Here is a 26,991-nt window from a genome sequence, read left to right as displayed (position 1 = left end):
GACGGTCAGGGTCACCCACCAGAGTCGCGGAGGCAGGATGTCAACGGTTCGAACTGGTCCGGTCATCGGACTGCTCGTGCAGATCGCGGTGCTGGCGGTGCTCGCCGGGACCGTCGGTCTCGGCGCCGCGGGGTGGGCGGCCGGCCTGGCGTACGGGATTGGCCTGTGCGCCCTGCTCGGCCGGGGGTTGTCCCGCTCGGGTGCGCGGGGCCTGAGCCCGGCCGACCGGGTGACCCTGAGTCGGGCGATCCTCGTCGGCGGTGTGACGGCCCTGGCCGCGGACGCGCTCACCCGGCCGGCGCCGATCGCGGTGCTGGTCGCCCTGACCGCCGTGGCGTTGGCCCTCGACGCGGTGGACGGGTACACGGCCCGGCGCACCGGGACCACCAGTGAGCTGGGCGCGCGCTTCGACATGGAGATCGACTCCTTCCTGGTGCTGGTGCTCTGCCTGCACGTCGCTCCGGCGGTGGGCGGCTGGGTGCTCGCGATCGGCGCGATGCGCTACGTCTTCGTCGCCGCGAGCTGGGTGCTGGGCTGGATGCGTGGGTCCCTGCCGCCGCGCTACTGGCGCAAGGTCGTCGCGGCGATCCAGGGCGTGGTGTTGATGGTGGCCATGGGAGACGCGCTACCCGGGCCGCTGACGACCCTTGTGCTGGTGGCGTCACTGGCGCTGCTGATCGAGTCGTTCGGCCGCGACGTCACGTGGCTGTGGCAGACCCGGCACCGTCGCCACACCCCGCTCCACGGCACCCCGGCCGTACCGGCCACGATGGTCCACCTGACCAGCCACCGTGCGACGGGCGCCGTGGCCCGTGGCGGGGTCGCCCGCGTCTGAGCCGCCGGGTACGCCGCACTCCGCAGTGACCATGGAAGGATGCCCGGGTTGTCGCTCTTGACGCGAGTACGTGAGCTGCCGAGCCAGAGGCGAGAGGCGATGAGGGACGGACCACCGGGTGGCACCGCCGACGACGGCACCGCAGGCGCGGGCCGAGCGAGGCGCGCCATCGTCGCCCGGCTGACGACCGTGCTGGCCGCACTGCTCGTGTTGTTCGTCCTCACCATGCCGTACGACTTCGGCCGTCTCACCCCGGCGGCGTTCGTGCGGATCCCCCTGGAGGCGCTGCTGGTCGTGGCCCTCCTGCTCGCCCTGCCGTCGCGGTGGAGCCGGCTGGTGGCCACCCTCGCCGGCGTGGCCCTCGGCCTGCTCGGCCTGCTGAAGCTGCTCGACCTGGGGTTCTCCGCCTCGCTCAGCCGGGCGTTCGACCCGGTGCTCGACTGGGCGTTGCTCGACGAGGGGTTCGCCTTCCTCAGCGAGTCGTACGGTCGGCCCGCCGCCATCGGCGCCGCGAGCGTGCTGGCGGTGCTGGTCGTGGGCCTGCCCATCCTGGTCACGTTGTCGGTGCGACGACTGCGGTGGCTGGTGATCCGGCACCGCACCGGGACGACGCGGCTCGTGGCCGCGCTGGTGGTCCTCTGGGTGGCCTGCGCCGCGTTCAACGTGCGGGTGTCGGGTCTACCGGTCTCCGACACGTCCGCGACCACCCTGGCCAACGGCCACGGCTTCCAGGTGCGCCTGCGCCTCGACGACCGGGAGACGTTCGGGGCCCTGATCGAGGACGACCGGTTCGGCGACACACCGGGCGACCAGTTGTTGACCGCACTGCGCGGCAAGAACGTGGTCATCGCCTTCGTGGAGAGCTACGGCCGGGACGCCGTCGAGGACCCGGAGTTCGCGCCGCAGGTCGGTGCGGTTCTCGACGGCGGCACCAGCCGACTGGCCGCGGCGGGGTTCGCCGCGCAGAGCGGCTTCCTCACCTCGCCGACGTTCGGCGGTGGCAGTTGGCTCGCGCACGACACGCTGCTCTCCGGCCTCTGGATCGACAACGACCAGCGGCACCGCACCCTGCTGGCGAGTGACCGGATGACCCTCAACGGCGCCTTCCGGCGGGCGAACTGGCAGACCGTGGGTGTCATGCCCGCCGTCACCCGAGCGTGGCCAGAGGGCTCCTTCTTCGGCTACGACCGGTTCTACAACGCCAAGACGCTCGCGTACCGTGGCCCGAAGTTCAGCTTCGGCACCCCGCCCGACCAGTACACCCTGGCCAGTTGGCGGCGGCTGGAGCAGGCGAGGCACGACGGCACCCCGGTGATGACGGAGTTGGCGCTGGTGTCGAGTCATGCGCCCTGGACGCCCGTCCCGCCATTCGTCGACTGGGCCACGGTGGGCGACGGATCGGTCTTCCGCGCCGCCGGCCGGGCGTCGGACGAGCGGCGACGAAGCACCACCCAGATCCGGGCGGACTACCGGCACTCCATCGAGTACACGATGGGCTCGCTCATCTCCTACGTGCAGACCTACGGCGACGACGATCTCGTGTTCATCGTGCTCGGTGACCACCAGCCCGCCGCGGTCGTCACCGGCGAGAACGCCAGCCGCGACGTCCCGATCTCGATCATCACGCGGGACCGGGCCGTCTTGGACCGGATCTCCGGGTGGGGCTGGCAGGACGGGCTGAAGCCCGGGCCGCAGGCACCGGTCTGGCGGATGGACGCCTTCCGCGACCGGTTTTTGACCGCCTTCGGACCGTAACCCCGGCCACCTCTCTCACGGACTGGACCCCACACAGATGACGGCTACCACCGACACCAGGATCGCCGCGCTCCGGATCGACCCGGTGATGTCCCCGCTGCACCGGTCGCTGGACGTCTACTACGGCGACCCCGACCGGGACGCGCGGATGGACGCCTTCTACGCCCGGTTCGTCACGAGTGGGGATCTCGTCTTCGACATCGGCTCCCACGTGGGCGACCACATCGGTAGCTTCCGCCGCCTCGGAGCCCGGGTCGTCGCCGTGGAGCCGCAGCCGCTGTGTCTGCGCGCCCTGCGGGCGATCTACGCCGACGACGACCAGGTCACTCTCGTCGAAGCGGCGTGCGGCGCGCGCACCGGGCGTACCCGGTTGCACGTCAACTCCACGAACCCCACCGTGTCGACCGCCTCGCCCGACTTCGTGCGGGCGGCGAAGGGTGCCGGCGGGTGGGAGGGCGAGGTGTGGGATGCCGACATCGAGGTGCCGGTGGTCACCGTCGACGCGCTGATCGACGAGCACGGCGTGCCGACCTTCGCCAAGATAGACGTGGAGGGTTTCGAGGACGAGGTGCTGGCCGGCCTGAGTCGGTCGCTGCCGGCGCTCTCCTTCGAGTTCACCACGATCGCGCGCGCGGTTGCCGGTCGGTGTCTCGATCGGCTGACCACGCTCGGTTTCGACGGCTTCGACGTCGCGCTGGGCGACAACAAGTCGATGACCTTCGAGCGGTGGCTACCCGCCAGTGACATGGCGGCACACCTGCGCGACCTGCCGCACCTGGCGAATTCCGGCGACGTGTACTGCGTGACCGGTCGGCACCAGCCGGGAGCCGAGGCGAGCACCGCCGCCGTCTGAGCATCGAACCCGGCCGGATCCGACGTGGGGCCTGCCGCGCCAGCGGCGAGTTGCGAGGTCAGCGACGGCAGCCGGTGCTGGGCTGACCCCCTCGTACCGCGTCCTTTGCTCTGCACCCGCCGGTGCGCCACGCACGGTCCGTAACCGGCGCGTCTTTGCTCTGCACCCTTCGGTGCGCCAGGCACGGTCCGTAACTGGCGCGTCCGCGGGTGCAGAGCAAAGGACGTGTGGGCACCCCCAGCCACCGGGGTCAGCGGCGACCTTCGGCGCACCGGATCCGCACACCCCTCCGTGGACCGCACCCGACGCTCGGCGCCTGCTGGTGTCGTGGCGGCAATCGCTATCTTGTAGCCATGAGAATGGATGGGGCTTCGGCGTACGTGGTTCGGCGGAGCCGGCTCCGGACCGGACTGACGTTGGCGCTGTACAGCCTGTTACCGGTCACGGCCATCGTGATCGGCCTGCAGGACCTGTCCGTCCGCTATCTGTTCTTCATCCTCGGGGTGCTGTTCGAGGTTATCTTCCTCGCCAGCGGACGTCGTCGCGTGCTGAGCGCGATGCGGCGGGAGGTGCTCTTCGCGATCGATGAGCAGGGCGTCTACCTGGGCCCGGATGACTTCGGCCGGCCGGCGACGCGCGAACCCTGGTCCAATATCGACGCCATCGTCTACTTCCACGGTCGAGTGTGGACGACGAGTAGCATCCCCGCCACGAACCGCAACGTAGGTATCGTGCAAGGCAACAGGATCGTTCACTCCCGGGGGATGGGCGGCTGGTGGTTGAACGTCCGGCGGGCCTCCGCGGCCGCCGCCCGGTTCGGTGGGGGAACGCCGGTGCTCAAGGCGCCATTTTACGGCCAGATATCGCGCGAGTGGTTCCACACCATCCCGTTGCCGCCAAACTGGCTCGCCAACCACGCCAGACCCGGGACCAGGCACTGACCAGCGGACGACCGGCGCCCGCGCGACGCCGTCACCCGAACCGAGCGCGGAGCTAGTGTTCGTAACCTGGATCCGCCAGACTGCGCGGTATGCATGATCATTGGCGCCGGTGGGCGTGGGTCGGTGTGCTCGTCGTCGGGCTGATCCTCTACATGGCGGTGCTGCGGACCCTGGTCAGCACCAAGAACCCGAACTTCGTCCCGGCGCTGATCCTGCTCGGGGCGACGCTGGTGCCGCTGACGTTCCTGACGTTCGCGCAGGCCCGTACCGGGCGGTGGCAGGTGCCGGCGTCGGTGCTGGTGACGTCGGCGTTCTTCGGCGGGGTGATCGGCACGGTGGTCGCCGGCACCCTGGAGTACGACACCCTGCGCGGCCTCGGCACCCTGCCCATGCTGTTCGTGGCACTGATCGAGGAGTCGGCGAAGCTGATCGTCCCGGTGGTGCTGCTGTTCACGGTGGTGGCCCAGCGTCGCCGCCGGGTGCCCTCCGACGGGCTGATCATCGGCATCGCCGCCGGCATGGGTTTCGCCGCACTGGAGACGATGGGGTACGCCTTCAGCGCGCTGCTGAGTTCGCAGGGCAACATCGGCGCGGTGGAGCAGACGCTCTTCATCCGGGGTCTGACGGCGCCCGCCGGTCACACCGCCTGGACCGGGCTGACCGCCGGTGCGCTGTGGGCGTTGCTGGCGAGCCCGAGCGTCGGTCGGCTCTTCGGGTTCCTCGGCACGTTCCTGGGTGTCGTCGTCCTGCACACCCTCTGGGACACGTTCTCCGGCTCCCTGGTCTTCGTCGTGTTGGCGATCATCAGCATCGGCTGGCTGCTCTGGGAGTTGCGCCGCTACCGGACCTTCGGCGACCAGCACGTGGGCCGGCCGCGACCGAGCTGACCAGCGCCGTCCTCCATGCCTCTCCCGGCCCGCACGAAGGGCCGGGGGAGGCATCACTTCGTGATCCCGCTGCGACCGGGTCGGCACCTCATCTAACGTCAGAGTGTTCGTATTTGGCGGGATTGGTCGGGAAGGTGCGGCGATGGGGGTGCGGACCTGGATCGAGGGCTGGCCGGTCTACCGCCAGCTCACCGGCACCGACCCGCTCGGGCGGGGCACGGCGGCCGAGTCCGACGGGTCCCGCGCGCTCACCGCCCGCACCGACACCGCCGACTCGATGGCCCGGTCCGTCTGCCCGTACTGCGCCGTCGGCTGCGGGCAGCGGGTGTACGTCAAGGACGGCCAGGTCAGCCAGATCGAGGGCGATCCGGACAGCCCGATCTCACGGGGTCGACTCTGCCCGAAGGGCTCGGCCAGCAGGAGCCTGGTGACCAGTCCACTGCGGCAGACCACGGTCCGCTACCGGCGGCCGTACGGCACCGAGTGGGAGGACCTCGATCTCGACACGGCGATGCACATGATCGCCGATCGGATCCTGGCCGCCCGGGACGAGACCTGGGAGGACGTCGACGCCGAGGGTCGACCGCTGAACCGGACGCTTGGTTTCTCCAGTCTGGGTGGGGCGACGCTGGACAACGAGGAGAACTACCTCATCAAGAAGTTGTTCACCGCGATGGGGGCGCTCCAGATCGAGAACCAGGCCCGTATTTGACACTCCGCCACCGTCCCCGGTCTGGGGACCAGCTTCGGTCGTGGCGGTGCCACCCAGTTCCAGCAGGATCTGTCGAACTCCGACGTGATCGTCATCCAGGGCTCGAACATGGCTGAGGCGCACCCGGTGGGCTTCCAGTGGGTGATGGAGGCCAAGCGCCGTGGCGCGAAGGTCTTCCACGTCGACCCCCGGTTCACCCGCACCAGCGCGCTTGCCGACTCGTACCTGCCGATCCGGGCGGGCACGGACATCGCCCTGCTCGGCGGGGTGATCCGCTACATCCTGAACAACGAGCTGGACTTCCGGGAGTACGTCGTCGCCTACACCAACGCCGCGACGATCGTGACCGACGAGTTCGTCGACACCGAGGACCTGCACGGGATCTTCTCCGGCTTCAACGACGACAACGCCACCTACGACCAGGCCAGTTGGCGGTACCACGGCCACAGCCAGACCCAGACGACCCGCGACAGCGAGACCCAGCGGGAAACCGCGGCGGGGTTGGAGAACGAGTCGCACGGCGCACCGGTCGGCGGGCAGACCGAACGCGACGAGACGTTGCAGGACCCGCGCTGCGTCTACCAGATCCTCAAGCGGCACTACTCCCGCTACACGCCGGAGATGGTGGAACGGGTCTGCGGCATCCCGCAGGACAAGTTCCTCGAACTGGCCCAGGCGTGGACGGAGAACTCCGGCCGCGACCGCACCGGCATGCTCGTCTACTCCGTCGGGTGGACCCAGCACAGCGTGGGTGTGCAGTACATCCGCACCGGCGCGATCATCCAACTGCTGCTCGGCAACGTGGGCCGCCCGGGTGGTGGGGTGATGGCCCTGCGGGGGCACGCCAGCATCCAGGGCTCGACGGACATTCCGACGTTGTTCAACCTGCTGCCCGGCTACCTGCCGATGCCGCACCACGCCAACCACCCGACCCTGGCCGCGTGGGTGGACAGCATCGCGCACCCCGGGCAGAAGGGCTTCTGGGGCAATGCCCGCACCTACGGGGTCAACCTGCTCAAGGCGTACTGGGGTGACGCCGCCACCGCCGAGAACGACTACTGCTACGGCTACCTGCCGCGAATGACCGGTGACCACGGCACGTACCAGCAGGTGCTCAACATGATCGACGGGAAGATCAAGGGGTACTTCCTGCTGGGGCAGAACCCGGCGGTCGGTTCGGCGCACGGTCGCGCGCAGCGGCTCGGCATGGCCAACCTGGACTGGCTGGTGGTCCGGGACCTGTTCGAGATCGAGAGCGCCACGTTCTGGAAGAACGCCCCGGAGATCGAGACCGGCGAGATCGTGACGGGGGAGTGCCGTACGGAGGTGTTCTTCCTGCCGGCCGCGTCGCACGTGGAGAAGGAGGGCACGTTCACCCAGACGCAGCGGCTGTTGCAGTGGCGGGAGAAGGCCGTCGAGCCGCCGGGTGACGCCCGCTCCGAGCTGTGGTTCTTCTACCACCTCGGGCGGATCGTCCGGGAACGGCTGGCGTCGTCGACCCGGCCGCGCGACCGTGCCCTGCTCGACCTCAACTGGAACTACCCCACGCACGGTCCGCACGAGGAGCCGAGCGCCGAGTCGGTGCTCTACGAGATCAACGGGTACGACGTGGCGACCGGCCGGCCCCTGTCGTCGTTCACCGAGATGAAGGCCGATGGCTCCACCGCCGGTGGTTGCTGGATCTACACCGGGGTGTACGCCGACGGTGTCAACCAGGCCGCCCGCCGCAAACCCGGCGCCCAGCAGTCCCTGGTGGCCCCGGAGTGGGGGTGGGCGTGGCCGGCGAACCGGCGGATCCTCTACAACCGTGCCTCCGCCGACCCGGACGGCAACCCGTGGAGTGAGCGCAAACGCTACGTGTGGTGGGACGCGGAGAAGTCCGAGTGGACCGGCTACGACGTGCCGGACTTCGAGAAGACCAAACCGCCGTCGTACCGGCCGGAGCGCGACGCCTCGGGCGTGGCGGGCATCGCCGGCGACGACCCGTTCATCCTCCAGGGCGACGGGAAGGGCTGGCTGTACGCGCCGACCGGCGTGCTCGACGGGCCGCTGCCGACGCACTACGAGCCGGTCGAGTCGCCGGTGCGTAACCCGCTCTACCGGCAGCAGGCCAACCCGACCCGCAAGGTCTACACGCACCCGATCAACACGCTCAACCCGAGCCCACCAGAACCACACAGTCAGGTCTTCCCGTACGTGTTCACGGTCAGCCGGCTCACCGAGCACCACACCGCCGGTGGGATGAGCCGGACCGTGCGGACGCTTGCCGAACTGCAACCGGAGATGTTCGTCGAGGTGTCGCCGGAGTTGGCGGTCGAACGCGGGCTCACCCACCTGGGTTGGGCGCACCTGGTGACCGCCCGTGCGGCCATCGAGGCGAAGGTGCTGGTGACCGACCGGCTGACCCCGTTGCGGGTGGACGGTCGGATCATCCACCAGGTGTGGTTGCCGTACCACTTCGGTTTCGAGGGTCTGGTGACCGGCGACTCGGCCAACGACCTGTTCGGCATCAGCCTGGACCCGAACGTCCTGATCCAGGAGAGCAAGGTCGGCACCTGCGACGTCCAGCCGGGACGCCGTCCCCGCGGGCTGAAGCTGCAGGAACTCGTCATCGACTACCGCCGGCGGTCCGGGGATCTCAGCCCGCACTACCCACCGCAGGTCACGACCGACTCCGCCGACGGCGGCCCGGACCAGGAGGTCTGACCCATGCCCCACGCCAACGCCCTGTACGGGCCGCTGGACCCGGCGCCGGACGCCGGTTACGAGGACGCGCCGCCGCGGATGGGGTTCTTCACCGACACCAGCGTGTGCATCGGCTGCAAGGCCTGCGAGGTCGCCTGCAAGGAGTGGAACCTCGTCCCGGAGAGCGGCCTGGACCTGCTCGGCATGTCCTACGACAACACCGGCGCGTTGACCGCGAACTCGTGGCGGCACGTCGCGTTCGTCGAGCAGCCCCGCCGGGCCGGCCTGGCGACCCCGGCGTTCGCGCACACCCCGGACGGGCCGGCGGTCAGCCCGGCGACGGCGACGCTCGGTGCGCTGACGAGCGTCGACACCGGAACCAACCCGGGTCTGCCCACCGGCACGCCCGCGGCGGCGGCCCGCATGTCGGCCGGCGCCGCACCGGAGTTCCTGGGGATGCCGGGTGCGCAGCCGCCGGGTCGGGGCACCGGTGTGGAGGAGCGCACGGATTTCCGGTGGTTGATGATGTCGGATGTCTGTAAGCACTGCACGCATGCGGCGTGTCTGGATGTGTGTCCGACGGGTTCGTTGTTCCGGACCGAGTTCGGTTCGGTGGTGGTGCAGGAGGACATCTGCAACGGTTGTGGCTACTGCATTTCGGCGTGTCCGTACGGGGTGATCGACCAGCGTAGGGACGACGGTCGGGCGTGGAAGTGCACGTTGTGCTACGACCGGTTGGGTGCGGGGATGACGCCGGCGTGTGCGCAGGCGTGTCCGACGGAGTCGATCCAGTACGGGCCCCTGGACGAGTTGCGGGAGCGGGCCGCTGCCCGGGTGGCGACGCTGCACGACCGGGGCGTGCCGGAGGCCCGCCTGTACGGGCACGACGAGAACGACGGTGTGGGTGGTGACGGGGCGTTCTTCCTGCTGTTGGACGAGCCCGAGGTGTACGGGTTGCCACCGGACCCGGTGGTGACGACCCGGGACCTGCCGGCCATGTGGAAACGCGCCGGCCTCGCCGCGCTCGCCATGACAGCCGCCACCGTGTTCGCATTCGTCAGTGGTCGGCCATGACCGACAGGCCCCCGAACGAGCCGGCCGGCGCACGGTTCCGCGAGTTCCAGGACCGTCTCGACCAGGCCGTCGGGCAGCGCCCGCGCGGCCCGGGGCGCGGCCACGACGGTGAGCAACTGACCGTTCCGGTGGCCGACTTCGCCTCCTACTACGGCCGACCGATCCTCAAAGCGCCGGTGTGGAAGCACGACATCGCCGGTTACCTGTTCACCGGGGGCCTGGCCGCCGGCGGCGCGCTGATCGGCGCGGGCGCCCAACTGACCGGGCGCCCCGCCCTGCGTCGGGTGGGACGGTGGACGGCCCTCGGCGGCGTCACCGCCAGCGCGTACCTGCTGGTGCACGACCTCGGCCGGCCGGAGCGGTTCCACCACATGCTTCGGGTCGCCAAGCTGACCTCGCCGATGTCCGTCGGCACCTGGATCCTCACCGCGTTCGGCCCGGCCGCCGGTGTGGCCGCGATCGCCGAGCTGGCGCCCCGGCTCCCCGAGCATGGTCTTCTCGGACTCGCCCGCCGGCTGGCGCCCACCGTCGGCGACGTCGCCGGACTGGCCTCGGCGGTCACCGCCCCGGCGCTCGCCACGTACACCGGGGTGCTGCTGTCCGACACCGCCGTACCGGCCTGGCACGAGGCGTACCCCTCCATGCCGTTCGTCTTCGGTGGCAGCGCGCTCGCCGCCGCCACCGGGGTCGCACTGATCGCGGCACCCACGGCCCAGACCGCTCCGCTGCGACGACTCGCCGTCGTGGCGGCGACCATCAAGTATCTCGGCGGTCGCCGGATGGAGCGGATGGGCCTGGTCGGTGAGCCCTACCGGCAGGGTCGCAGCGGCCGGCTGGTCCGGGCGGGAGACGTGCTGCTGGGCGTGGGCACCGTCGCCGCGTTGTGCAGCCGGCGGAGCCGGATCCTGTCCGCGCTCTCCGGCGCCGCACTTGTCGCGTCGTCGGTCGCCACCCGGTTCGGCGTCTTCGAGGCGGGAATGGCGTCGGCGCGCGACCCGAAGTACACGGTCGTGCCGCAACGGGATCGACGCGACCGCAGGGAGGGCCGGTCGCCGGCCGAGAAGGGGACGTAACTCGACCAGCAGGCGCCAGCCAATGAGCCAGCAGACGGGGGACTCAGCTCATGGCACACACCGCAACCGACAGAGGAAGATCCGCGCCGACGCGGGGCCGCTGGGGCCTCGTCGTCGCCGCGGTGCTCGTCCAGCTCGCGCTCGGCGCGGTGTACGCGTGGAGCGTGTTCAACAAGCCGTTGCAGGACGAGTTCGGCTGGGCCAAGTGGGAGGCCGTGCTGCCGTTCGAGGTGGCGATCGGCACGATCTTCATCGGCAGCCTGATCGGCGGGCGCATCCAGGACCGGCGCGGCCCGCGACCTGTCGCGCTCGGCGGTGGCGTGCTCTACGCGGTCGGCAACATGCTTGCCTCGCTCACGTCGTCCGAGGACGACCTGTGGTTGCTGGTGCTCACCTACGGTGTGCTGGGCGGCATCGGCCTGGGGGCCGCGTACATCACCCCGATCGCGATGCTCGCCAAGTGGTTCCCGGACCGGCGTGGCCTGATCACCGGCATCGCGGTCGCCGGGTTCGGCTTCGGCGCGGTGATCGTCGCACCGGTGGCGAAGGGGCTGCTCAACGGCACCGACGACCCCACCCACGTGTTCTTCCCACTGGGCGTCGCGTACCTGATCGCGATCCTGCTCGGGGCGTCGTTCTTCCGTAACCCGCCGGCGGGCTACCAGGTGCCCGGGTTCACGCCGAAGACCGCTGGTCGCGCCCTCGCCGGCACCCGGGTCTACACCCTGCGCGAGGCCCTGCGCACCCGGCAGTGGTACCTGCTCACCGGCATCCTCGCGCTCAACGTCACCTGTGGCATCGCGCTGATCTCGCAGGCGTCCGATGCCGCCCAGGTGATCACCGGGGCCAGTGCGGCGGCCGCTGCCACCCTGGTCGGCGTGCTCGGTCTGTTCAACGGGGCTGGGCGGGTGGCCTGGGCGTGGTTGTCCGACCGCACCGGGCGGATGCCGGCGTTCCTCGGGATGCTCCTGCTCCAGGCGATCTGCTTCTTCATCCTGCCGCACGCCGCGTCGCTGGCGCTCTTCGCGGTCCTGGCCGCACTCGTCTACCTGGCGTACGGCGGCGGTTTCGGCACGATGCCCGCCACCGCGGCCGACTACTTCGGCACCCCCAACGGCGGCGCCATCTACGGCGCGATGATCGTGGCCTGGAGCATCGGAGGGGTGGTCGGCCCGCTCGTCACGTCGCTGCTCTACGAGGCGAGCGGCAAGAGCTACACCCTGCCGTTCACGGTCATCGCGATCGTCGCCCTGATCGCCCTGATCCTGCCACCGATCACCCGGATGCCCTCGGACCCAGAACCGTCCCGGTCGCGCTGACGCGGCGCGCCCGCCCGACCTCGTCGATCATGGAGTTGTGGTGGGGGACAAACTCCTCGTTGTCCGCCAAGTCAGGCACCACAACTCCATGATCGACCCCGCTGGGGGGTCAGCTGTTGCGGGCGAAGCCTCCCTTGGGGGCGATGATCTCCAGGTTGGTGCCGTCGGGGTCGTTGAAGTACGCGACCTCGGTGCCGACGGCGGCCGGCGGGTTCACCTCGCCCGCCGCGAAGGTGTACGGCTGCCCGAGGAACTCGCGCGGCGACTGCCCACATCAGGCAGGTGTCAGGCTCTTTCGACGCGCGGATGCCGACGATCGGTCAACCGCAGCCCGACGCCGCGGACCGCTTCGATGCTGGCTCCGGTGTCGAGCTCGTGCAGCTTGCGCCGCAGCCGTTTCACCAGGGACTGCACGTCCGCCCTGCGCTCTCGCCCCTCGTCGCGCCAGACCGACCGGTGCAGGTCGGCGTAGCTCCAGACCCGCACCGGCTCGGTGGTCAGGCAGATGAGCAGGTCGTGTTCCAGCCGGGTGAGGTCGACCTCGCGATCCCGGTGGCGGGCGACGGATCGGGTCGAGTCGATCACCAGGGCGGAGCTGGTCGTGGCGGGCGTCGGCGCGGACGCGGTGCCGGGCTGCCGCGGCACGGACGACGCGCTGCCCGGCTGTCGCGGTGCGGTCGACGTGCTGCCCGGCTGCCGCGGCGCGGCGATCAGTCGGCGTAGCTCGTCGAGGTCGGCCACCAGCAGCAGCGGCGCGATGCCGGCGAGGCGTTCGGCGAGCCGGATCCGCTCGGTCGGCGACGAGGTCACCGCGATCAGCAGCGGGAACGGCTCGTCGGCCGAATCGCCACTGCTCCACGTCGCCTCGTCGTCCTCGGCCACCGCACCGCCCGGGATCGAAGGGCATCCCTGCCCAGCTCTCGTCATGCTCGTGACAATGATTGGCAAGCGCGCCGCCAGCAGGGAAACTCTTAGCGACAAGTTGCTCACGGCAAGTTCTTGATCGTCCGTTCTTCTCGATCATAGTGTCCAGTCGGGCAACCAGCGTGACCCGCGCGGTGCATGGGGGGGCATGGAGGGTTCGATCGCTCGGTCCGCCGAGATGATGCTCCCGCACCCTCACCATGGCCCATTGACACCCTGGGTCGTTCTGAGGAGGCAGCACCGATGTTCAGACGTCCACAATGGCGGCGCACAGCCAGATCACTGGTGAGCGCCGGGGCGGCGACGATCCTCGCCGCGACCTGCTTGGCCACCATCGGTTCCGGCGCACAGGCCGCGCCGGGCACGACGGCGGCAGGGGACAAGATCCGACCGGAGCTCGCCAAGCAACTACAGGCCAAGAGTGAAGGGGACTTCTGGATCCGGTTCAAGGACCGGGCGGACCTGAGCAAGGCCAGCGCCATCAAGGACTGGTCCAAGCGCGGCACGGCGGTCGCGGACGCGTTGCGGCAGACCGCCGCGGCGAGCCAGGGCAAGATCCGGGCCGACCTCGACAGCTCCGGTGCGAAGTACCAGACCTTCTGGGCCACCAACGCGATCAAGGTGAGCAGCGGCTCGCTGGCGATGGCGCAGAAGTTCGCCGGTCACGCGGAGGTCGAGGGCCTCTACCCACCGGTTGCCTACAAGCTGCCTGAGACGATCAAGGGCACCGACGAGAAGACCGCGAACGCCCTGGAGTGGGGCGTCGCCAACATCAACGCCGACGACGTCTGGTCCGGGTACGGCGTCAAGGGCGAGGGCATCACCGTCGCGAGCATCGACAGTGGGGTGCAGTTCGACCACCCGGCCCTGGTGAACTCCTACCGGGGCAACAACGGCGACGGGACGTTCGACCACAACTACAACTGGTTCGACGCCGCCGGCACCTGCACGACCGGGCCCTGCGACGACGACGGCCACGGTACGCACACGATGGGCACGATGGCCGGCTCCGACGGCGCGAACCAGATCGGTGTCGCCCCCGGGGTCACCTGGATCGCGGCGAACGGTTGCTGCCCCACCGACGCCGCCCTGATCGAGTCCGGTCAGTGGATGCTCGAGCCGCTGGACCTCAACGGCCAGAACGCGGACGCGAGCAAGCGACCGAACATCATCAACAACTCGTGGGGCACCCGCACCCCGTCCAACGAGCCGTTCATGGAGGACGTGACGGACGCGTGGGCCGCGTCCGGGATCTTCGGCGTCTGGTCCAACGGCAACAGTGGGCCGGCCTGCCAGACCAGCGGCTCGCCGGGCAGCCTCGCCAGCAACTACTCGACCGGCGCGTACGACGTCAACAACAACATCGCCGGCTTCTCCGCCCGGGGCGCCGGGCAGAACGGCGAGATCAAGCCCAACATCTCCGCGCCGGGCGTGAACGTCCGGTCGAGCATCCCGGGCAACGGCTACGCCAGCAGCAGTGGCACCTCGATGGCCGCGCCGCACCTCGCCGGCGCGATCGCCCTGCTGTACTCGGCGGCCCCGTCGCTCGTCGGTGACGTCGAGGCGACACGTGCGCTGCTCAACGGTGCCGCGATCGACAAGGCCGACAGCCAGTGCGGTGGCACCGCCGCCGACAACAACGTCTACGGCGAAGGCCGGCTGGATGCCCTCGCGTTGCTCGACGCCGCCCCGACCGGCGACATCGGCACCCTGGCCGGCACGGTCACCGACGCGGCCACCGGCGCCCCGATCGCCGGGGCGACCCTGACGCTCACCGGCCCGACCGACCGTGCGGTGACCACCGGCGCCGACGGGACATACTCGACGCAGCTCCCCACCGGTGACTACCAGGTCGCCGTGGCGGCGTTCGGTTACGCCAGCACCACCAAGCCGGCGACTGTCACCAAGGCCGCGACCACGACGCTCGACGTCGCGTTGGCGCCGGTGGCGAGCGTGAACGTCACCGGAGCGGTCACCGACGGCTCCGGCCACGGCTGGCCGTTGTACGCGAAGGTGACAGTGACGGGCGTGTCCGGCGTCTACGACTACACCACGCCGTCGAACGGCCGCTACAGCCTGAAGCTGCCGGCCGGGCAGACATACACCCTGAAGTACGAGGTGCAGTACCCCGGTTACCAGACCGTCACCAAGCAGGTCGTGGTCGGCTCGGGCAACGCCACCGCCAACGTCGCCGTGCCGGTGGACACCACCACCTGCACCACCGCGCCCGGCTACACGTTCGGCTCCGACGGTGAGTACGAGTCCTTCGACGGCACGACCACGCCGGCCGGCTGGACGGTCGTGGACAACGCGGGCAGCGGTCAGGTCTGGAAGTTCACCGACGACGGCGCCCGGGGCAACCTGACCGGCGGCAGCGGCAACTTCGCGATGATCGACAGCGACGACTACGGCGCGGGCAACAGCCAGGACACCTCCCTGGTCAGCCCGGTGGTCGACCTGGCCGACGTCACCGCCCCGGTCATCCGGTTCAACCAGGACTTCAACCAGCTCAACGACGACACCGCCGACGTCGATCTGAGCATCGACGGCGGCGCCACCTGGACCAACGTGCTCCGCCAGGAGACCGACGTCCGGGGCCCGAAGGTCACCGAGATCCCGATCCCGCAGGCGGCCGGCCAGGCGCAGGTGCAGGTCCGGTTCCACTACTACGACGCCTCGTACGAGTGGTGGTGGGAGGTCGACAACGTCCTGATCGGCAGCCAGATCACCTGCGTGCCGCTCGACGGCGCTCTGGTCGTCGGCAACGTCCGCGACAAGAACGACAACAGCTACGTCAACGGCGCGACAGTCACCAGCAAGGACCGGCCCGCCGAGAAGGCCGTCACCGTGGCGACCCCGGACGACCCGGAGTTGGCCGACGGCTTCTACTGGATCTACTCGACGCTGACCGGCACGCACCCGTTCACCGCGACCGCCGGCAGCTACGTCAGCCAGACCAAGTCTGTCGACGTCGAGGCCGACTGGGCGACAGTCGCGAACTTCCAGCTCGCGGCCGGCCGGCTGTCGGTGACGCCCACGCAGCTGAGCGCCACGCTCCAGATGCCCGCCGGCAAGGCCAGCAAGACGTTCACGGTGACCAACACCGGTGGCGCGCCGGTCGAGGTCAAGTTCAGTGAGCGGGACAACGGATTCGAACTCCTCCGGGCGGACGGGTCCACGGTCACCAGGCAACAGGTGCTCGGTGGCGCCGGAGCGCCGGCGCAGCGGATCACCGCCGCGACGTCCTTCGCCGCGAAGGCGTCCGGCAAGGAGGCCAAGGCGACCACCGGCGCGGTCGCCCCGCAGGCGGCGCCGTGGACCGACATCGCCGACTTCCCGTCCAACATCATGGACAACCGGGTGGTGACCCTGGACGGCAAGGTCTACTCGCTCGGCGGTGGCGACGGCACCACCTCCACCGCGAAGAACTACGCCTACGACCCGGTCGCCCAGACCTGGACGGCGATCGCCGACCTCCCCGGTGCCCGCAACGCCGTGACGGCGGGCGTCGTGGAAGGCAAGATCATCGTCAGTGGTGGCTGGGGTGACGCCGGTCCGGACTCCGCCACCTGGTCGTACGACCCGGGGGCCAACACCTGGACCGAGCTGGCCGACAACCCGGCGCCGCGGTCGGCGGCCGGTCAGGCCGTCGTCGACGGCAAGCTGTACGCCATCGGCGGCTGCACCACCGCCGGCTGCACGCCGATGTCGAACAGTGTCGTCCGGTACGACCCGGCCAGCGGCACCTGGGCGACGCTCGCCAACTACCCGAAGTCGGTGGCCTTCGCCTCCTGTGGCGGAATCGACGGCACCGTCTACTGCACCGGCGGCAACGACGGGGCAGCCGCGCAGAAGTCCAGCTACGCCTACGACCCGGGTGCCAACACCTGGACGGCCGTCGCCGACGCGCCGGCCGACAGTTGGGCCAGCTCGTACGCCGTCGCCAACGGCAAGCTCCTCGTCGTCGGTGGCGCCCAGGGTGGGGCCATCAGCAACGCGGGCTTCGCCTTCGACCCGGCCACCGCTTCCTGGTCCAACCTGCCGAACGCCAACACGCCGCGTTACCGCGGCGGGGCGGCGTGCGGCTTCTACAAGATCGGCGGCTCGTCCGGCAACTTCAACGCGGCCCCGGACAGCGAGGTGCTGCCGGGCTTCGAGGGCTGCGCCGAGTCGGCGGCCGACGTCAGCTGGCTGGGCATCGACAAGTCGGCGGTCACCCTCGCACCTGGTGCGAAGGTCACGGTCACCGTCACGATGACGGCGAACGTGGACCAGCCGGGCACCTACTCCGGCTCGGTCGCGATCGCGGAGAACACGCCGTACTCGGTCGCGCCGGTCGCGGTGACCATGACCGCGAACCCCCCGAAGACGTGGGGCAAGCTCATGGGTACGGTCACCGGCACCAGTTGCCAGGGTGCGACCTCGCCGCTCACCGGCGCGGTCGTCCAGGTCGACTCGTGGGCGTCGTCGTTGACCTTCGCCACCGACGCCGAGGGCAAGTACGCCTACTGGGTGGACCGCCGCAACAACCCGCTCACGTTGATCGTCGCGAAGGACGGCTGGAAGCCGCAGACCCGTCAGACGAAGATCAACTCCACCACTCCCACCGTGGAGAACTTCGCGTTGACGCCGATCCGGTGCTGACACCTGAGCGGTAGCGAAAACGTCCGGCCCGTCTGGTCACCGACCAGGCGGGCCGGACCGTGTCCGCCGGATCAGACCGGGACGAGCCGGAAGCCGACCCCGCGGACCGAGTGGATCGTCGCCGCGGCGTTCAACCGGGCCAGCTTGCCGCGCACCCGGCGGACCACCGAGTGCATGTCGGAGTTGCGGCCGAGGTGCCGGTTGCCCCAGACCTCGAGGTGCAGGCGCTCGTAGGTCCAGATCTGGCCGGGTGCGTGCACCAGGCAGAGCAGGACGTCGTGTTCCAGACGGGTCAGGTCGATCTCCTGGTCGCGCCACCGCAGCACCCGGCGGTCGGAGTCGACGGCCAGGTCCGGTGGCGGCGGCTGTGGGCTCGGCGCGACCTCGGCGCGGATGGCCGTGGCCGGGGGAGTCGCCCCGGGAGGCGTGTCGACCACCCCGAGAAACTCCCGCGCCTGGTCGACGGTCGAGACGATCAGGAAGGCGTCGCTTCCGCCGAGCAGTCGGGCCAGCTGTCGGCGCTCGGCCGGTGACGACGCGATGCCGATGACCAGGCTGGCGACTGGAATTCCCTGCATTCCCCCCACCCCTTCCGGTTCCCCAACTCACTCCGGATGGATTTGTCGCACCGTCGAGGACAAACATCGATCGGCGTCCTGACCCTAGTGGTGGCTCATCTCGACCGGGTAAAACATTCCCGCATGCAAGCAGATGAATTTGACCACGTCGCGGGTCCCGCGGGGCCGGGCTGCGGCGGCGCGGGAGCGGTTGTGACAGAACCAAGACAATCCGTGTACGTCGTACGGACCTGGCGGGGCGAGCATGGGCGCCATGTCCATCGGATCGTCGTACCCCGTCGGGCGGTCGACGCCCGGCCCGCACCCGGCGCGACCGCTGCCGCACGCCCGCGCGGTCGTGCCGCTGAGCCTCCGGCTGCTCGCGGCGTCGCTGTGCGGCCTGCTCGCCCTGACGCTCACCGCCGTCGTCTTCGTGTGGACGTACCCCGGTCAGTGGTTGGACGGCGCGCTCCTGCCGCGCGCCGAGCGGGGCGGGGGGTACGAGCAGCGGACCGTTCTGGTGGGCCCGGCCAAGACCGTGCTGGCCGCGTTCGGCAGCCCGAGACTCCTCGCGGCCCTGCTCGGCGTGGTGCTGCTGGTGGGTGTGCTCCGTCGGCGGCTGGTGGCGGGCGTCGTCGGCGTGGGCCTGGTCCTGTGCGCGGTGGTGGTGGCCGGCGTGGTGAAGTCCGCGCTGCCCCGCCCGGATCTCCAGATCGAGAGTTCGACCACCCACAACAGTTTCCCCAGCGGCCACGTCGCGGCGGCGACGGCGCTGCTGCTGGCGTTCATGCTGGTCCTGCCCGGCTGGGCCCGGCGGTGGCTGGTGGTGCCGGGCGCGGCGGGTGTCTCGGTCATCGCCGCGGCCACGATGATCGCGGGCTGGCACCGGTTCAGTGACGCGCTCGGTGGCGTACTGCTGGGGGTGACGGTGTTCTGCCTGGCCGCGGCGGCGCTGGCGGCCTGGGGCGACCGGGACACGGACGGCCGGCCGGACGGCGGCAGCCGGTGGCGCGGCCTGGCCGGGGCGGCACTCGGCCTGGCCGTGCCGGCCTGGGCGCTGGTGGTGGCCGTGCCCGATCTGGCCACCTCGGTGCGGCGCGGGGCGCTCGTCGCCATCGTGGTGGCCGGCGCGTCGACGGTGTTCCTGGTGGGTTCGGTGGTGTTCCTGGTGCGGTCGACGGATTTCGCTGGTCCGCTTCCCGCTGGTCGCCGCACGTGGCCACGGTCATCGACCGGACCACAAAAGATCTCATGATGGGATACTTGACGACATGTCGCAGGTGCTGCTGATCGAAGACCACCAGACGGTGCGCGACGGGCTGCAGTTGGCGCTCACCCGACAGGGGCACACCGTGCACGCGGTGGAGACGGGTGAGCAGGGGCTGGAGCGGCTGCGCACGACCTCGTCCGACGTGGTGGTCCTCGACCTCATGCTGCCCGGGATGGACGGGTTCGAGGTCTGCCGCCGGATTCGGCAACTCGGCGACCTGCCGATCATCATGCTCACCGCCCGCAACGACGACATGGACGTGGTGGCGGGCCTGGAGGCCGGCGCCGACGACTACGTGGTCAAGCCCGTGCAGGCCCGGGTGCTCGAGGCGCGAATCCGCGCGGTGCTCCGACGCGCCGGTGGCGAGTCGCGGCGTCCCGCCGGCGAGCGGGCCGGTGTGGAACAGCACGGCCCGCTGACCATCGACCGGGCCGCGCTCGTGGTCAGCAGGGACGGGACGCCGGTCAGCCTGGCACCGACGGAGCTGCGCCTGCTGCTCGAACTCTCGCACACCCCGGGCCAGGTGCTCAGCCGCCAGCAACTGCTGGAGGCGGTGTGGGAGCACGGATATCTCGGTGACTCGCGACTCGTGGACGCGTGCGTCCAGCGGCTGCGCGCCAAGATCGAGGCTGACTCGGCGGCGCCGGTCCTCATCCAGACCGTGCGCGGTTTCGGCTACCGGTTCGGGCCGCTGTGACCCGCTGGGCCAGTGCCCGGGTCCTGGGCCTGCGGGTCCGGCTGCTCCTGACCTTCGGGTTGCTGGGGGTGACCACGACGGCGGTCGTGGCCAGCGGCAGCTACTTCCAGGCCCGGACCGTCATCCTGCAACAGGCGCAGGACGCCGCCGTGATGTCGCTGACCGAGCAACTCACCAAGGTCTACCCGATCGTCCAGCTTCCGCCGACGCAGGATGACCTCACTCTGCTGGCCCAGCGACTCTCCGACCGGGAGGGCTACGCGGTGGTCGTCTACCGGGACATGTGGGCACAGGGCGGCACGGAGATCGTCGATCCGCTCACCCCCGAGCTGCGCCGGGAGGTCGGCGACGGCCGGATCGCCTGGCAACGTGTCTCCCGCGACGGGCAGCCGTGGCTGCTCATCGGCACCCAGTTGCAGCTTGACCAGCCCGACGGCGCGTCCCGGTCCTCCGGGCTGGAGGTCTACGCGGTGCGCAGCCTCGTGCCCGAACAACAGAGCGTCGACCGGCTCGCCACCCGGGCGTGGCTGACCGGCGGGCTGTCCCTGATCCTCGCCGTCCTGCTGGCCCTGTTGGCCGCGCGGGGTGTGCTGCGACCCGTCCGCGACCTGGGCCGGGCGGCACGTCGCCTCGGCGAGGGCGACCTGAGCACCCGGCTGACGGTCCGGGGCACCGACGAGCTGGCCGATGTGGCGCGGACCTTCAACGACACCGCCGGGACGCTGGAACGACAGGTCGGTGAGCTGCGGCGGATGGAGTCCGACGCCCGGCGCTTCGTGGCCGACGTCTCGCACGAACTCCGGACGCCACTGGCGGCGATGACGGCGGTCACCGACGTCCTGGACGAGGAGGCGGAGCACCTGCCCGGTGACGCCGGCCGAGCCGCCCGGCTGGTCAGCAGGGAGACGCAGAACCTCACCCAACTGGTCAACGACCTCATCGAGGTCAGCAGGTTCGACTCCGGCACCGCGCGGCTCGCCCTGGACGACGTGGACGTGGCCGCGGCGGTGACCGCGAGCCTGCGGATCCGGGGTTGGGTCGACCGGGTACGCGCGGAGCTGCCGCCCGCAGTCGTGGCCCGGCTCGACCCCCGTCGCCTGGACGTCATCGTCGCCAACCTGGTTGCCAACGCCTTCCGGCACGGCGCCGAGCCGGTGTCCGTACGCCTGAGCGCCGACCCGGACTGGGTCACCATCGAGGTGGCCGACCAGGGGCCGGGACTGGACCCGCAGGTGCTGCCGCACGTCTTCGACCGCTTCTACAAGGCCGACACCGCGCGCACCCGCTCCGAGGGCAGTGGCCTCGGCCTGGCCATCTCCTGGGAGAACGCACGCCTGCACCGCCACGGCGACCGGCGGGGGAGTCTCGTCGCGGACAACGCACCAGGTGGCGGCGCGGTGTTCACGCTCCGCCTGCCGCGCGACACGGCGGACACCGGAGGTGCCCGGTGACCAGACGTGCCCTCCTCGCCGGTGGCCTCCTGCTCACCCTGCTCGCGACCGGCTGCGGGGTACGACCCAGCGAGGTCATCAGGGGCCGGCAGGCGGTCAGCGGCCCGTACCAGGGCACCGGGCTCTACCTGCTCGCGCAGGGCGACCTCGTGCTGGTCCTGCGCCCGGCCAGTGCGGACGCGTCGCCCGCCGACGCGCTCGCCCTGCTCGCGGCCGGTCCACAGGAGAACGAACGCGAGCAGGGCCTCACAAGTGCGGTGCCGACCGGGTTCGACCCGGTCACGGTGACCGCGGAGGCCGACCGCTCCGCCGGCCTCCGGGTGCGCACGACAATCGCGGCGCGGTCGTTGTCGTCGACAGCGGCCGACCAGATCATCTGCACGGCGGCCGACGCCGCGGCCCGGTTCGGCCTGGCGGAGAATTCCGCCCCGGTCACCATCGTCGGGTCCGACGGTGCCCGGCCGCCCCGGCGGTGTCCGCTCAGGTGATCGAGCGCCGACCACCGCTGCCCGCCAGGTCGGCCGTCGGTGCCGGCCGGGGCAGCCCGCCGTGGCGGACGCCGTCCTGGTCCACGAGCGCGCCGGCGATCAGGATGTCGATCAGCTCGGCGAACCCGAGACCGGCCTTCGCCCAGATCTGCGGGAACTGCGACGCGGCGGTGAAACCGGGGAACGTGTTGACCTCGTTCACGATGGGCTCGGGAGACCCCTCGGCGGGCAGGAAGAAGTCGACCCGGAGCAGCCCACGGCAGTCGAGGGCGCGGAAGGCGCGGATCGCCCGGTCCTGGAGCACCTCGGTGGTCGCCGCGTCGAGCGGGGCGGGGATCTGGAAGGCGGCTCCGCCGTCGTACTTCGCGTCGTAGTCGAAGAAGCCGGCACCGGTCACCCGGATCTCCAGCGGCGGGCCGGCCTGCACCCGCCCGTCCGGGTGCTGCAGGACGGCCACGTCGATCTCCCGCCCGCGCGCCCCCTGCTCAACGAGCACCTTCGGATCGACCTGGCGGGCCTGCTCCAGCGCGGCGGGCACCCCCGCCCAGTCGTCCACCTTGACCACGCCCAGGCTGGACCCGGCCCGAGCCGGCTTGACGAAGATCGGCAGGTCCAACCGTTGCCGGTCGGTGGGCGACAACTCCTCGCCGGGACGCAGGGTCACCCCCGGGCTGACCCGCAGGCCCTCCGCGGCGAGAAGCCGCTTGGTGACACCCTTGTCCATGCCGGCGGCGCTGGCGAAGACACCGTTGCCGACGTACGGCACGCCGAGCCACTCCAGCAGCGACGACACGGTGCCGTCCTCGCCGTACGGGCCGTGCAGGGCCGGGAAGACCACGTCCTGGGCGCGCAGGACACGCAGCGCCTGGGGCAGCGTCGTCGGGCGACCGCCGACGTGCCACCCGCCGTCGCGGTCGATGAGCACCTCGGTGACCTGGTACCGCTCCCGGTCCAGGTTGGCGAGGATGCTCGCCGCCGAGCGGCGGGACACCTCGTGTTCGCCGCTCTGTCCGCCATACAGCACTGCCAGTCGGGTCGTCATGAAGTCCGTGCCCTTTCGTGGAGGTGGTCGCGGGCCACCCGGGGCCCGATCCCGGTGAGGATCTCGTGCGGGTTGGTGCCGGCCCAGCGGGCCCACTCGACGACAGTCGGTGGGCTCTGGTCACCCTCGGCCGGTCCGAACACCACGACCGGGTCGCCGATCGCCACCGGAAGGTCCCCGGCGTCGACCACGCACTGGTCCATGGCAACGCGCCCGACGATCGGGCACCGCCGACCGCCGAGCCACACCTCGGCGCGACCGCCGGTGGCACGGGGCAGCCCGTCGGCGTAGCCGAGCGGCAACAGCGCCAGCGTGGTCGGCGCGGCGGTGACGTGTTCGGGGCCGTAGGAGACGCTCGTACCGGCGGGCACCCGCTTGACGTTGACCACACTCGTGCGCAACGTCATCGCGGCCCGCAGCCCGAACTCGCCCGGACCGCGCGCCCCGAACGGGTCCACGCCGTACAGCGCGATCCCGATCCGGCAGAGGTCGAAGCGTGTCCGGGGTGCGGCCAGCGCGGCCGCCGAGTTGGCCAGGTGAACCAGCTCCGGGTCGAGGCCGGCGCTGCGGGCGACCCGCAACGCCTCCTCGAAGGTCGCCACCTGCCGGTGCAGTTCGGGGGCGCCCGGCAGGTCCGCGTCGATGAGGTGGGACCACACCCCGCGCACCCGGATCGCGTCCTCCCGCTCGTACTTGCGGGCCCAACCGACCAACTCCGGCCAGTCGTCCCCGGCCGCCCCGTTGCGGGACAGACCGGTGTCCGCCTTCAACTGCACCATCGCCGGTACGCCGAGCAGGTGGGCCGCGTCGACGACGGCGTGCAGGTGCGTGGTCGTCGACACGCCGACGTCGACGCCGGCGTCGACCAACCCGCCGAAGTCGTCGTCCGGCCGGTGCAGCCAGCTCAACGTGGGTGCGGTCACCCCCGCGTCGCGCAGGGCCAGCGCCTCGGCCACCGAGGTCACCCCCAGCCAGCGGGCGCCGGCACCCAGCGCGGCACGGGCCACCTGCACGGCGCCGTGGCCGAACCCGTCCGCCTTCACCACGGCCATCAGGTCGGTGCCGGTGACCGACGCGATGGCCCGCACGTTGTCGGCGATCGCCCCGAGGTCGACCATCGCCTCGGCCAGGGCGCTCATCCGGACGCCCCCGCCCGGCGTGGGCCGGGGAGCGCGAACAGCCAGCCGGCGCGAACCGCCAGCAGCCCGCGGTGCACGGCCAGGCTCAGTCCGATCACCGAGCCGGTGAGCAGAATCGGATAACCGAGCACGATCAGGCCCTGAGCGGACCGATCCAGCCCGGAAACACCTACGAGCAACAGCCGGTGCAGCAGGGCCAGGACCGGCATGTGGATGACGTAGATCGGCAGCGTGATGCGGCCGAGCCTAGCCAGCGGTTCGCTGAGCGCCGACCAGTGGGCCAGCCGGGCAGCGGCGGTTATGCCGAAGATCACTGCCAGGACCGAGACCAGCGTCCACACGCCGAACCACTGCTGGGCGCCGGCCGCCGCCATCGCGGCGAGGGCGAGCACGTAGGCGCCCGCGGTCACCACGAGGCGGCCTGGGCTGGCGGTGGCCGTCCAACGCTCGATCCGCGACCGCAGGTACAGGCCGGCGAGGAAGAAGAACAGGTTCTGGTAGAGGCCGGCACGGTTGCCCGGTGTGGCGAGCAGGCCGGCGGCGGCGATCGCGGACAGCGCTGCGGCGGGCACCAGGACCAGCGCCCGGTGCACCCGACGGGTCGCCTTGGCGATGGTGAAGTACAGCGCCAGCGCGTACAGGTACCAGAGGTTCGACGGCGTGATGGTGAGCTGCTCCAGCAGGCCGCGGGCGGTGGTGGCGCGGTCGGTCGGCAACTGCGGAACGGCGGCGAGGATCGCGGTGTGGATCAGCAGCCAGACGGCGTACAGGTAGAGGAAGCCGGCGATCCGGCCGCGGGCGACGACCCGCCAGGGCCGCTGCGCGGCGTTCGCGGCGAAGACGCCGGAGATGGTGAAGAACAGCGGCATCCGCAGCGGCAGGAACTGCTCACCCAGCGTTCCCCACAGGCCGGGCACCGGTACGCCCACGTGCCAGTCGATCTGCAGGTAGTCCTTCACGACGACGTGCCACAGCACGACGAGGATGATGCAGACGCCCTTCGCCGCGTCGGCCCACCGCGCCCGGTGCGACTGTCGGCCGGCGGGCGCGGTCCCGGTCCGGTACCGGTGGCGAAACCGGACGCGCGTCGTTTCGTGCCGCGTGTCGACGGGCCGGGGCTCGGTGGGAGACAACTGTTGGATCACTCAGCAGAAGCTGCCAGCCGGATATCCGCGCGTGATCCACGAATTGTCATGATCTGGTAATGGACCCGGCCAGCCCTCGACACGTCCCTGGTACGGCAGCCGTCATTTGCTAGTTGACCAGGAAATACTCTCGGGTGCGTTGGTGGAACCAGCGTGCTCGGGCTTGGTGGCGGCGTCGCCAGTTGCGCCAGTGGGTGTCGTGGTCGGCGGGTTTTGGCTGGCTACGCGATCACCCTGCACCACACCGATTCCCCGCCACAGAGAACGACCGCACCACGCTTTGCGAGTAGCTCGTCCGACACACCGCGGGCCGGCTCCAATGGCGATCAGTCGCTCGATCACTCGCCATTGGAGCCGGCCCGCTCAGGTCAAGGGCGCATTACCGGGACGAGACATCCGTTACCGGACATCGGTCAGTGAGTGGCGGTGAAGTCGTACAACTCCGACGCGGTGTCGTCGAAATAGGGTGACCACCACAGGGTCGGTGCCGCGTACGAGTTGAGCGTGCTGTTGACCCCGTTGAGGTAGCCCCAGTTCCCATCCCAGTTGATCAACCACGGGCCGCCGCTGGCGCCTGCGGTCAGGTCGCAGTTGATGCGGATCCGCGCCCCGGACTGGGTCGAGTTGCCGCTGCACCTCAACAGGTTGCCGCCGTCGAACGGCGCGCCGCTCGGGTAGCCGAAGTTGTTGATGCCGACCGTGAAGCCCTGGTGCGTACGGAAGCCGTGGCCCCCGAACTGGTTCACGATGTGGACGCCGTTGCGGGTGTTCATGATGGCCACGGCCATGTCGGCCTCCCAGTTGGAGTTGTCGATCCAACTGCTCCAGGTCCACAGCTCGCGGGCCGTCCAGGTGCCGTGCGGCCGAGGGTTGGCCAGGTCATCGTCGTACGCCGGGACGAACGACCAGTTGGTGGCGAGACTGCTGCCGGGGCCGCCGTGGATGCAGTGGCCAGCCGTCCACACGGTGTTGAAGCCAACCGAGTTGATGACCGCGCCGGAGCAGACCCACGATCCGCCGTCCATGTTGAAGAAGACCTTGCCGTTGGACCGGGCGGTCGGGTGGTTGGAGCCGAGGTTCGGGTTGATGGCCTGCGTGGACATGTCCGGGGTACCCATCAGGCCCGCCACCGGAGGCACATCCACCGGCCTGGACCGGCTGGTCGGCGCGGCAGACGAGGTCCCTCCACTCTGGGCAAGACGCCGTGCCGCGGCCTTGTACGAGGGAGACTCCTCGACGGGCCTGGCATTGCGCATCCGCTCGGGCGTCCAGTACGCCTCGATCGCCGCGTCGGCAGTCACCTGCGCGCCGTACCGCTGCCTGCCGGCCGCCCACGCCTCGGCGCTGACGGCTGTGCCCACCTGACGGATGCTGTCACCGTCGGCGTGCGGAGCCGCCTGCGCCGGCTGGCCGACGGTCAGCAGCGGCAGGGCCAAGGCCAGGGCCAGGATGAGGTACCTCAGGCGCCGCCCGATATTCCTGGGTTGCATGTAGACCACT

The 26,991-nt window shown here is 70.6% G+C and carries 19 protein-coding genes and 1 pseudogene; 13 read left to right on the top strand and 7 right to left on the bottom strand.

The window, feature by feature from the left end; genetic code table 11:
* The first annotated feature begins 37 nt into the window (after positions 1-37).
* From ACGFIQ_RS07940 to ACGFIQ_RS07905, 8 genes and pseudogenes are all read left to right on the top strand, one after another.
* Positions 38-2,590: pseudogene (locus tag ACGFIQ_RS07940) on the top strand (CDP-alcohol phosphatidyltransferase family protein).
* A gap of 37 nt (positions 2,591-2,627) precedes the next feature.
* Positions 2,628-3,443, top strand: a complete 816-nt coding sequence (locus ACGFIQ_RS07935) for an FkbM family methyltransferase (RefSeq protein ID WP_393240948.1) — start codon at positions 2,628-2,630, stop codon at positions 3,441-3,443.
* A 416-nt stretch (positions 3,444-3,859) separates the two neighbouring features.
* On the top strand, positions 3,860-4,384 hold the full coding sequence (locus tag ACGFIQ_RS07930) for a hypothetical protein (RefSeq protein ID WP_393240945.1): 525 nt from the start codon (positions 3,860-3,862) through the stop codon (positions 4,382-4,384).
* A gap of 89 nt (positions 4,385-4,473) precedes the next feature.
* Entirely contained in the window at positions 4,474-5,271 is a 798-nt protein-coding gene (locus tag ACGFIQ_RS07925) for a PrsW family intramembrane metalloprotease (RefSeq protein ID WP_393240942.1), read from the top strand.
* A gap of 142 nt (positions 5,272-5,413) precedes the next feature.
* Complete coding sequence (gene fdh, locus ACGFIQ_RS07920; protein ID WP_393240939.1) at positions 5,414-8,689, top strand: formate dehydrogenase; 3,276 nt, start codon at positions 5,414-5,416, stop codon at positions 8,687-8,689.
* Positions 8,690-8,692: 3 nt separating this feature from the next.
* Complete coding sequence (locus ACGFIQ_RS07915; RefSeq protein WP_393240936.1) at positions 8,693-9,742, top strand: 4Fe-4S dicluster domain-containing protein; 1,050 nt, start codon at positions 8,693-8,695, stop codon at positions 9,740-9,742.
* The gene (nrfD, locus tag ACGFIQ_RS07910) at positions 9,739-10,815 is read left to right on the top strand and encodes an NrfD/PsrC family molybdoenzyme membrane anchor subunit (protein ID WP_393240933.1); all 1,077 of its coding nucleotides are present in this window, start codon (positions 9,739-9,741) and stop codon (positions 10,813-10,815) included. The genes ACGFIQ_RS07915 and nrfD overlap by 4 nt, the downstream gene beginning before the upstream one ends.
* A gap of 50 nt (positions 10,816-10,865) precedes the next feature.
* A complete protein-coding gene (locus tag ACGFIQ_RS07905) occupies positions 10,866-12,134 on the top strand; it encodes an OFA family MFS transporter (protein ID WP_393240930.1) in 1,269 nt (422 codons plus the stop codon).
* 109 nt (positions 12,135-12,243) lie between these two features.
* On the opposite strand, the gene ACGFIQ_RS07900 is transcribed toward ACGFIQ_RS07905, so the two are convergent.
* Both ACGFIQ_RS07900 and ACGFIQ_RS07895 read right to left on the bottom strand, forming a co-directional pair.
* Positions 12,244-12,351, bottom strand: a complete 108-nt coding sequence (locus ACGFIQ_RS07900) for a VOC family protein (RefSeq protein WP_393240927.1) — start codon at positions 12,349-12,351, stop codon at positions 12,244-12,246.
* A gap of 68 nt (positions 12,352-12,419) precedes the next feature.
* Positions 12,420-13,061, bottom strand: a complete 642-nt coding sequence (locus ACGFIQ_RS07895) for a winged helix-turn-helix domain-containing protein (RefSeq protein WP_393240924.1) — start codon at positions 13,059-13,061, stop codon at positions 12,420-12,422.
* A 282-nt stretch (positions 13,062-13,343) separates the two neighbouring features.
* On the opposite strand from ACGFIQ_RS07895, the gene ACGFIQ_RS07890 reads away from it, so the two are divergent.
* Positions 13,344-17,702, top strand: coding sequence for a S8 family serine peptidase (locus ACGFIQ_RS07890; RefSeq protein ID WP_393240921.1), 4,359 nt, complete (start codon positions 13,344-13,346; stop codon positions 17,700-17,702).
* Between the two features lie 71 nt (positions 17,703-17,773).
* On the opposite strand, the gene ACGFIQ_RS07885 is transcribed toward ACGFIQ_RS07890, so the two are convergent.
* Positions 17,774-18,280, bottom strand: coding sequence for a winged helix-turn-helix domain-containing protein (locus tag ACGFIQ_RS07885; RefSeq protein ID WP_393240918.1), 507 nt, complete (start codon positions 18,278-18,280; stop codon positions 17,774-17,776).
* Positions 18,281-18,533: 253 nt separating this feature from the next.
* Here ACGFIQ_RS07885 and ACGFIQ_RS07880 point away from each other — a divergent pair, with 253 nt between their 5' ends.
* From ACGFIQ_RS07880 to ACGFIQ_RS07865, 4 genes are read left to right on the top strand one after another with little or no spacing between them, the layout of a single operon-like run.
* Complete coding sequence (locus tag ACGFIQ_RS07880; protein ID WP_393240916.1) at positions 18,534-19,514, top strand: phosphatase PAP2 family protein; 981 nt, start codon at positions 18,534-18,536, stop codon at positions 19,512-19,514.
* A gap of 16 nt (positions 19,515-19,530) precedes the next feature.
* Positions 19,531-20,226 (top strand): response regulator, encoded by a 696-nt coding sequence (locus ACGFIQ_RS07875; protein WP_393240914.1) that lies wholly within the window; start codon positions 19,531-19,533, stop codon positions 20,224-20,226.
* A complete protein-coding gene (locus tag ACGFIQ_RS07870; RefSeq protein ID WP_393240911.1) occupies positions 20,223-21,677 on the top strand; it encodes an ATP-binding protein in 1,455 nt (484 codons plus the stop codon). The genes ACGFIQ_RS07875 and ACGFIQ_RS07870 overlap by 4 nt, the downstream gene beginning before the upstream one ends.
* Positions 21,674-22,165, top strand: a complete 492-nt coding sequence (locus ACGFIQ_RS07865; protein ID WP_393240908.1) for a hypothetical protein — start codon at positions 21,674-21,676, stop codon at positions 22,163-22,165. The genes ACGFIQ_RS07870 and ACGFIQ_RS07865 overlap by 4 nt, the downstream gene beginning before the upstream one ends.
* Here ACGFIQ_RS07865 and ACGFIQ_RS07860 read toward each other — a convergent pair.
* The 4 genes from ACGFIQ_RS07860 to ACGFIQ_RS07845 all read right to left on the bottom strand — a co-directional run bounded on the left by ACGFIQ_RS07860 (position 22,158) and on the right by ACGFIQ_RS07845 (position 26,981).
* Positions 22,158-23,207 carry a D-alanine--D-alanine ligase family protein gene (locus tag ACGFIQ_RS07860; RefSeq protein WP_393240905.1) on the bottom strand — a complete coding sequence of 350 codons (1,050 nt, stop codon included), beginning with the start codon at positions 23,205-23,207 and terminating at the stop codon, positions 22,158-22,160. The genes ACGFIQ_RS07865 and ACGFIQ_RS07860 overlap by 8 nt on opposite strands.
* A complete protein-coding gene (alr, locus tag ACGFIQ_RS07855) occupies positions 23,204-24,346 on the bottom strand; it encodes an alanine racemase (RefSeq protein WP_393240903.1) in 1,143 nt (380 codons plus the stop codon). Before alr ends, ACGFIQ_RS07860 begins: the two co-directional genes overlap by 4 nt.
* Complete coding sequence (locus tag ACGFIQ_RS07850) at positions 24,343-25,491, bottom strand: acyltransferase family protein (RefSeq protein WP_393240900.1); 1,149 nt, start codon at positions 25,489-25,491, stop codon at positions 24,343-24,345. The genes alr and ACGFIQ_RS07850 overlap by 4 nt, the downstream gene beginning before the upstream one ends.
* A gap of 413 nt (positions 25,492-25,904) precedes the next feature.
* A complete protein-coding gene (locus tag ACGFIQ_RS07845; RefSeq protein WP_393240897.1) occupies positions 25,905-26,981 on the bottom strand; it encodes a trypsin-like serine peptidase in 1,077 nt (358 codons plus the stop codon).
* Positions 26,982-26,991 lie beyond the last annotated feature (10 nt).

Origin of the sequence: Micromonospora sp. NPDC048898 (assembly GCF_043198035.1) — a bacterium.
Classification (GTDB): Bacteria; Actinomycetota; Actinomycetes; order Mycobacteriales; family Micromonosporaceae; genus Micromonospora.
Note: the sequence above shows the minus strand (reverse complement) of the source record. Positions and strands in the feature narration are given on the sequence as shown.

Coding starts and splice junctions, on each gene's coding strand:
- ACGFIQ_RS07905 (WP_393240930.1), top strand. CDS start 10,866: ATGGCACACACCGCAACCGACAGAGGAAGATCCGCGCCGACGCGGGGC.
- ACGFIQ_RS07860 (WP_393240905.1), bottom strand. CDS start 23,207: ATGACGACCCGACTGGCAGTGCTGTATGGCGGACAGAGCGGCGAACAC.
- ACGFIQ_RS07875 (WP_393240914.1), top strand. CDS start 19,531: ATGTCGCAGGTGCTGCTGATCGAAGACCACCAGACGGTGCGCGACGGG.
- ACGFIQ_RS07885 (WP_393240918.1), bottom strand. CDS start 18,280: ATGCAGGGAATTCCAGTCGCCAGCCTGGTCATCGGCATCGCGTCGTCA.
- ACGFIQ_RS07915 (WP_393240936.1), top strand. CDS start 8,693: ATGCCCCACGCCAACGCCCTGTACGGGCCGCTGGACCCGGCGCCGGAC.
- ACGFIQ_RS07935 (WP_393240948.1), top strand. CDS start 2,628: ATGACGGCTACCACCGACACCAGGATCGCCGCGCTCCGGATCGACCCG.
- ACGFIQ_RS07925 (WP_393240942.1), top strand. CDS start 4,474: ATGCATGATCATTGGCGCCGGTGGGCGTGGGTCGGTGTGCTCGTCGTC.
- nrfD (WP_393240933.1), top strand. CDS start 9,739: ATGACCGACAGGCCCCCGAACGAGCCGGCCGGCGCACGGTTCCGCGAG.
- ACGFIQ_RS07845 (WP_393240897.1), bottom strand. CDS start 26,981: ATGCAACCCAGGAATATCGGGCGGCGCCTGAGGTACCTCATCCTGGCC.
- alr (WP_393240903.1), bottom strand. CDS start 24,346: ATGAGCGCCCTGGCCGAGGCGATGGTCGACCTCGGGGCGATCGCCGAC.
- ACGFIQ_RS07880 (WP_393240916.1), top strand. CDS start 18,534: ATGTCCATCGGATCGTCGTACCCCGTCGGGCGGTCGACGCCCGGCCCG.
- ACGFIQ_RS07895 (WP_393240924.1), bottom strand. CDS start 13,061: ATGACGAGAGCTGGGCAGGGATGCCCTTCGATCCCGGGCGGTGCGGTG.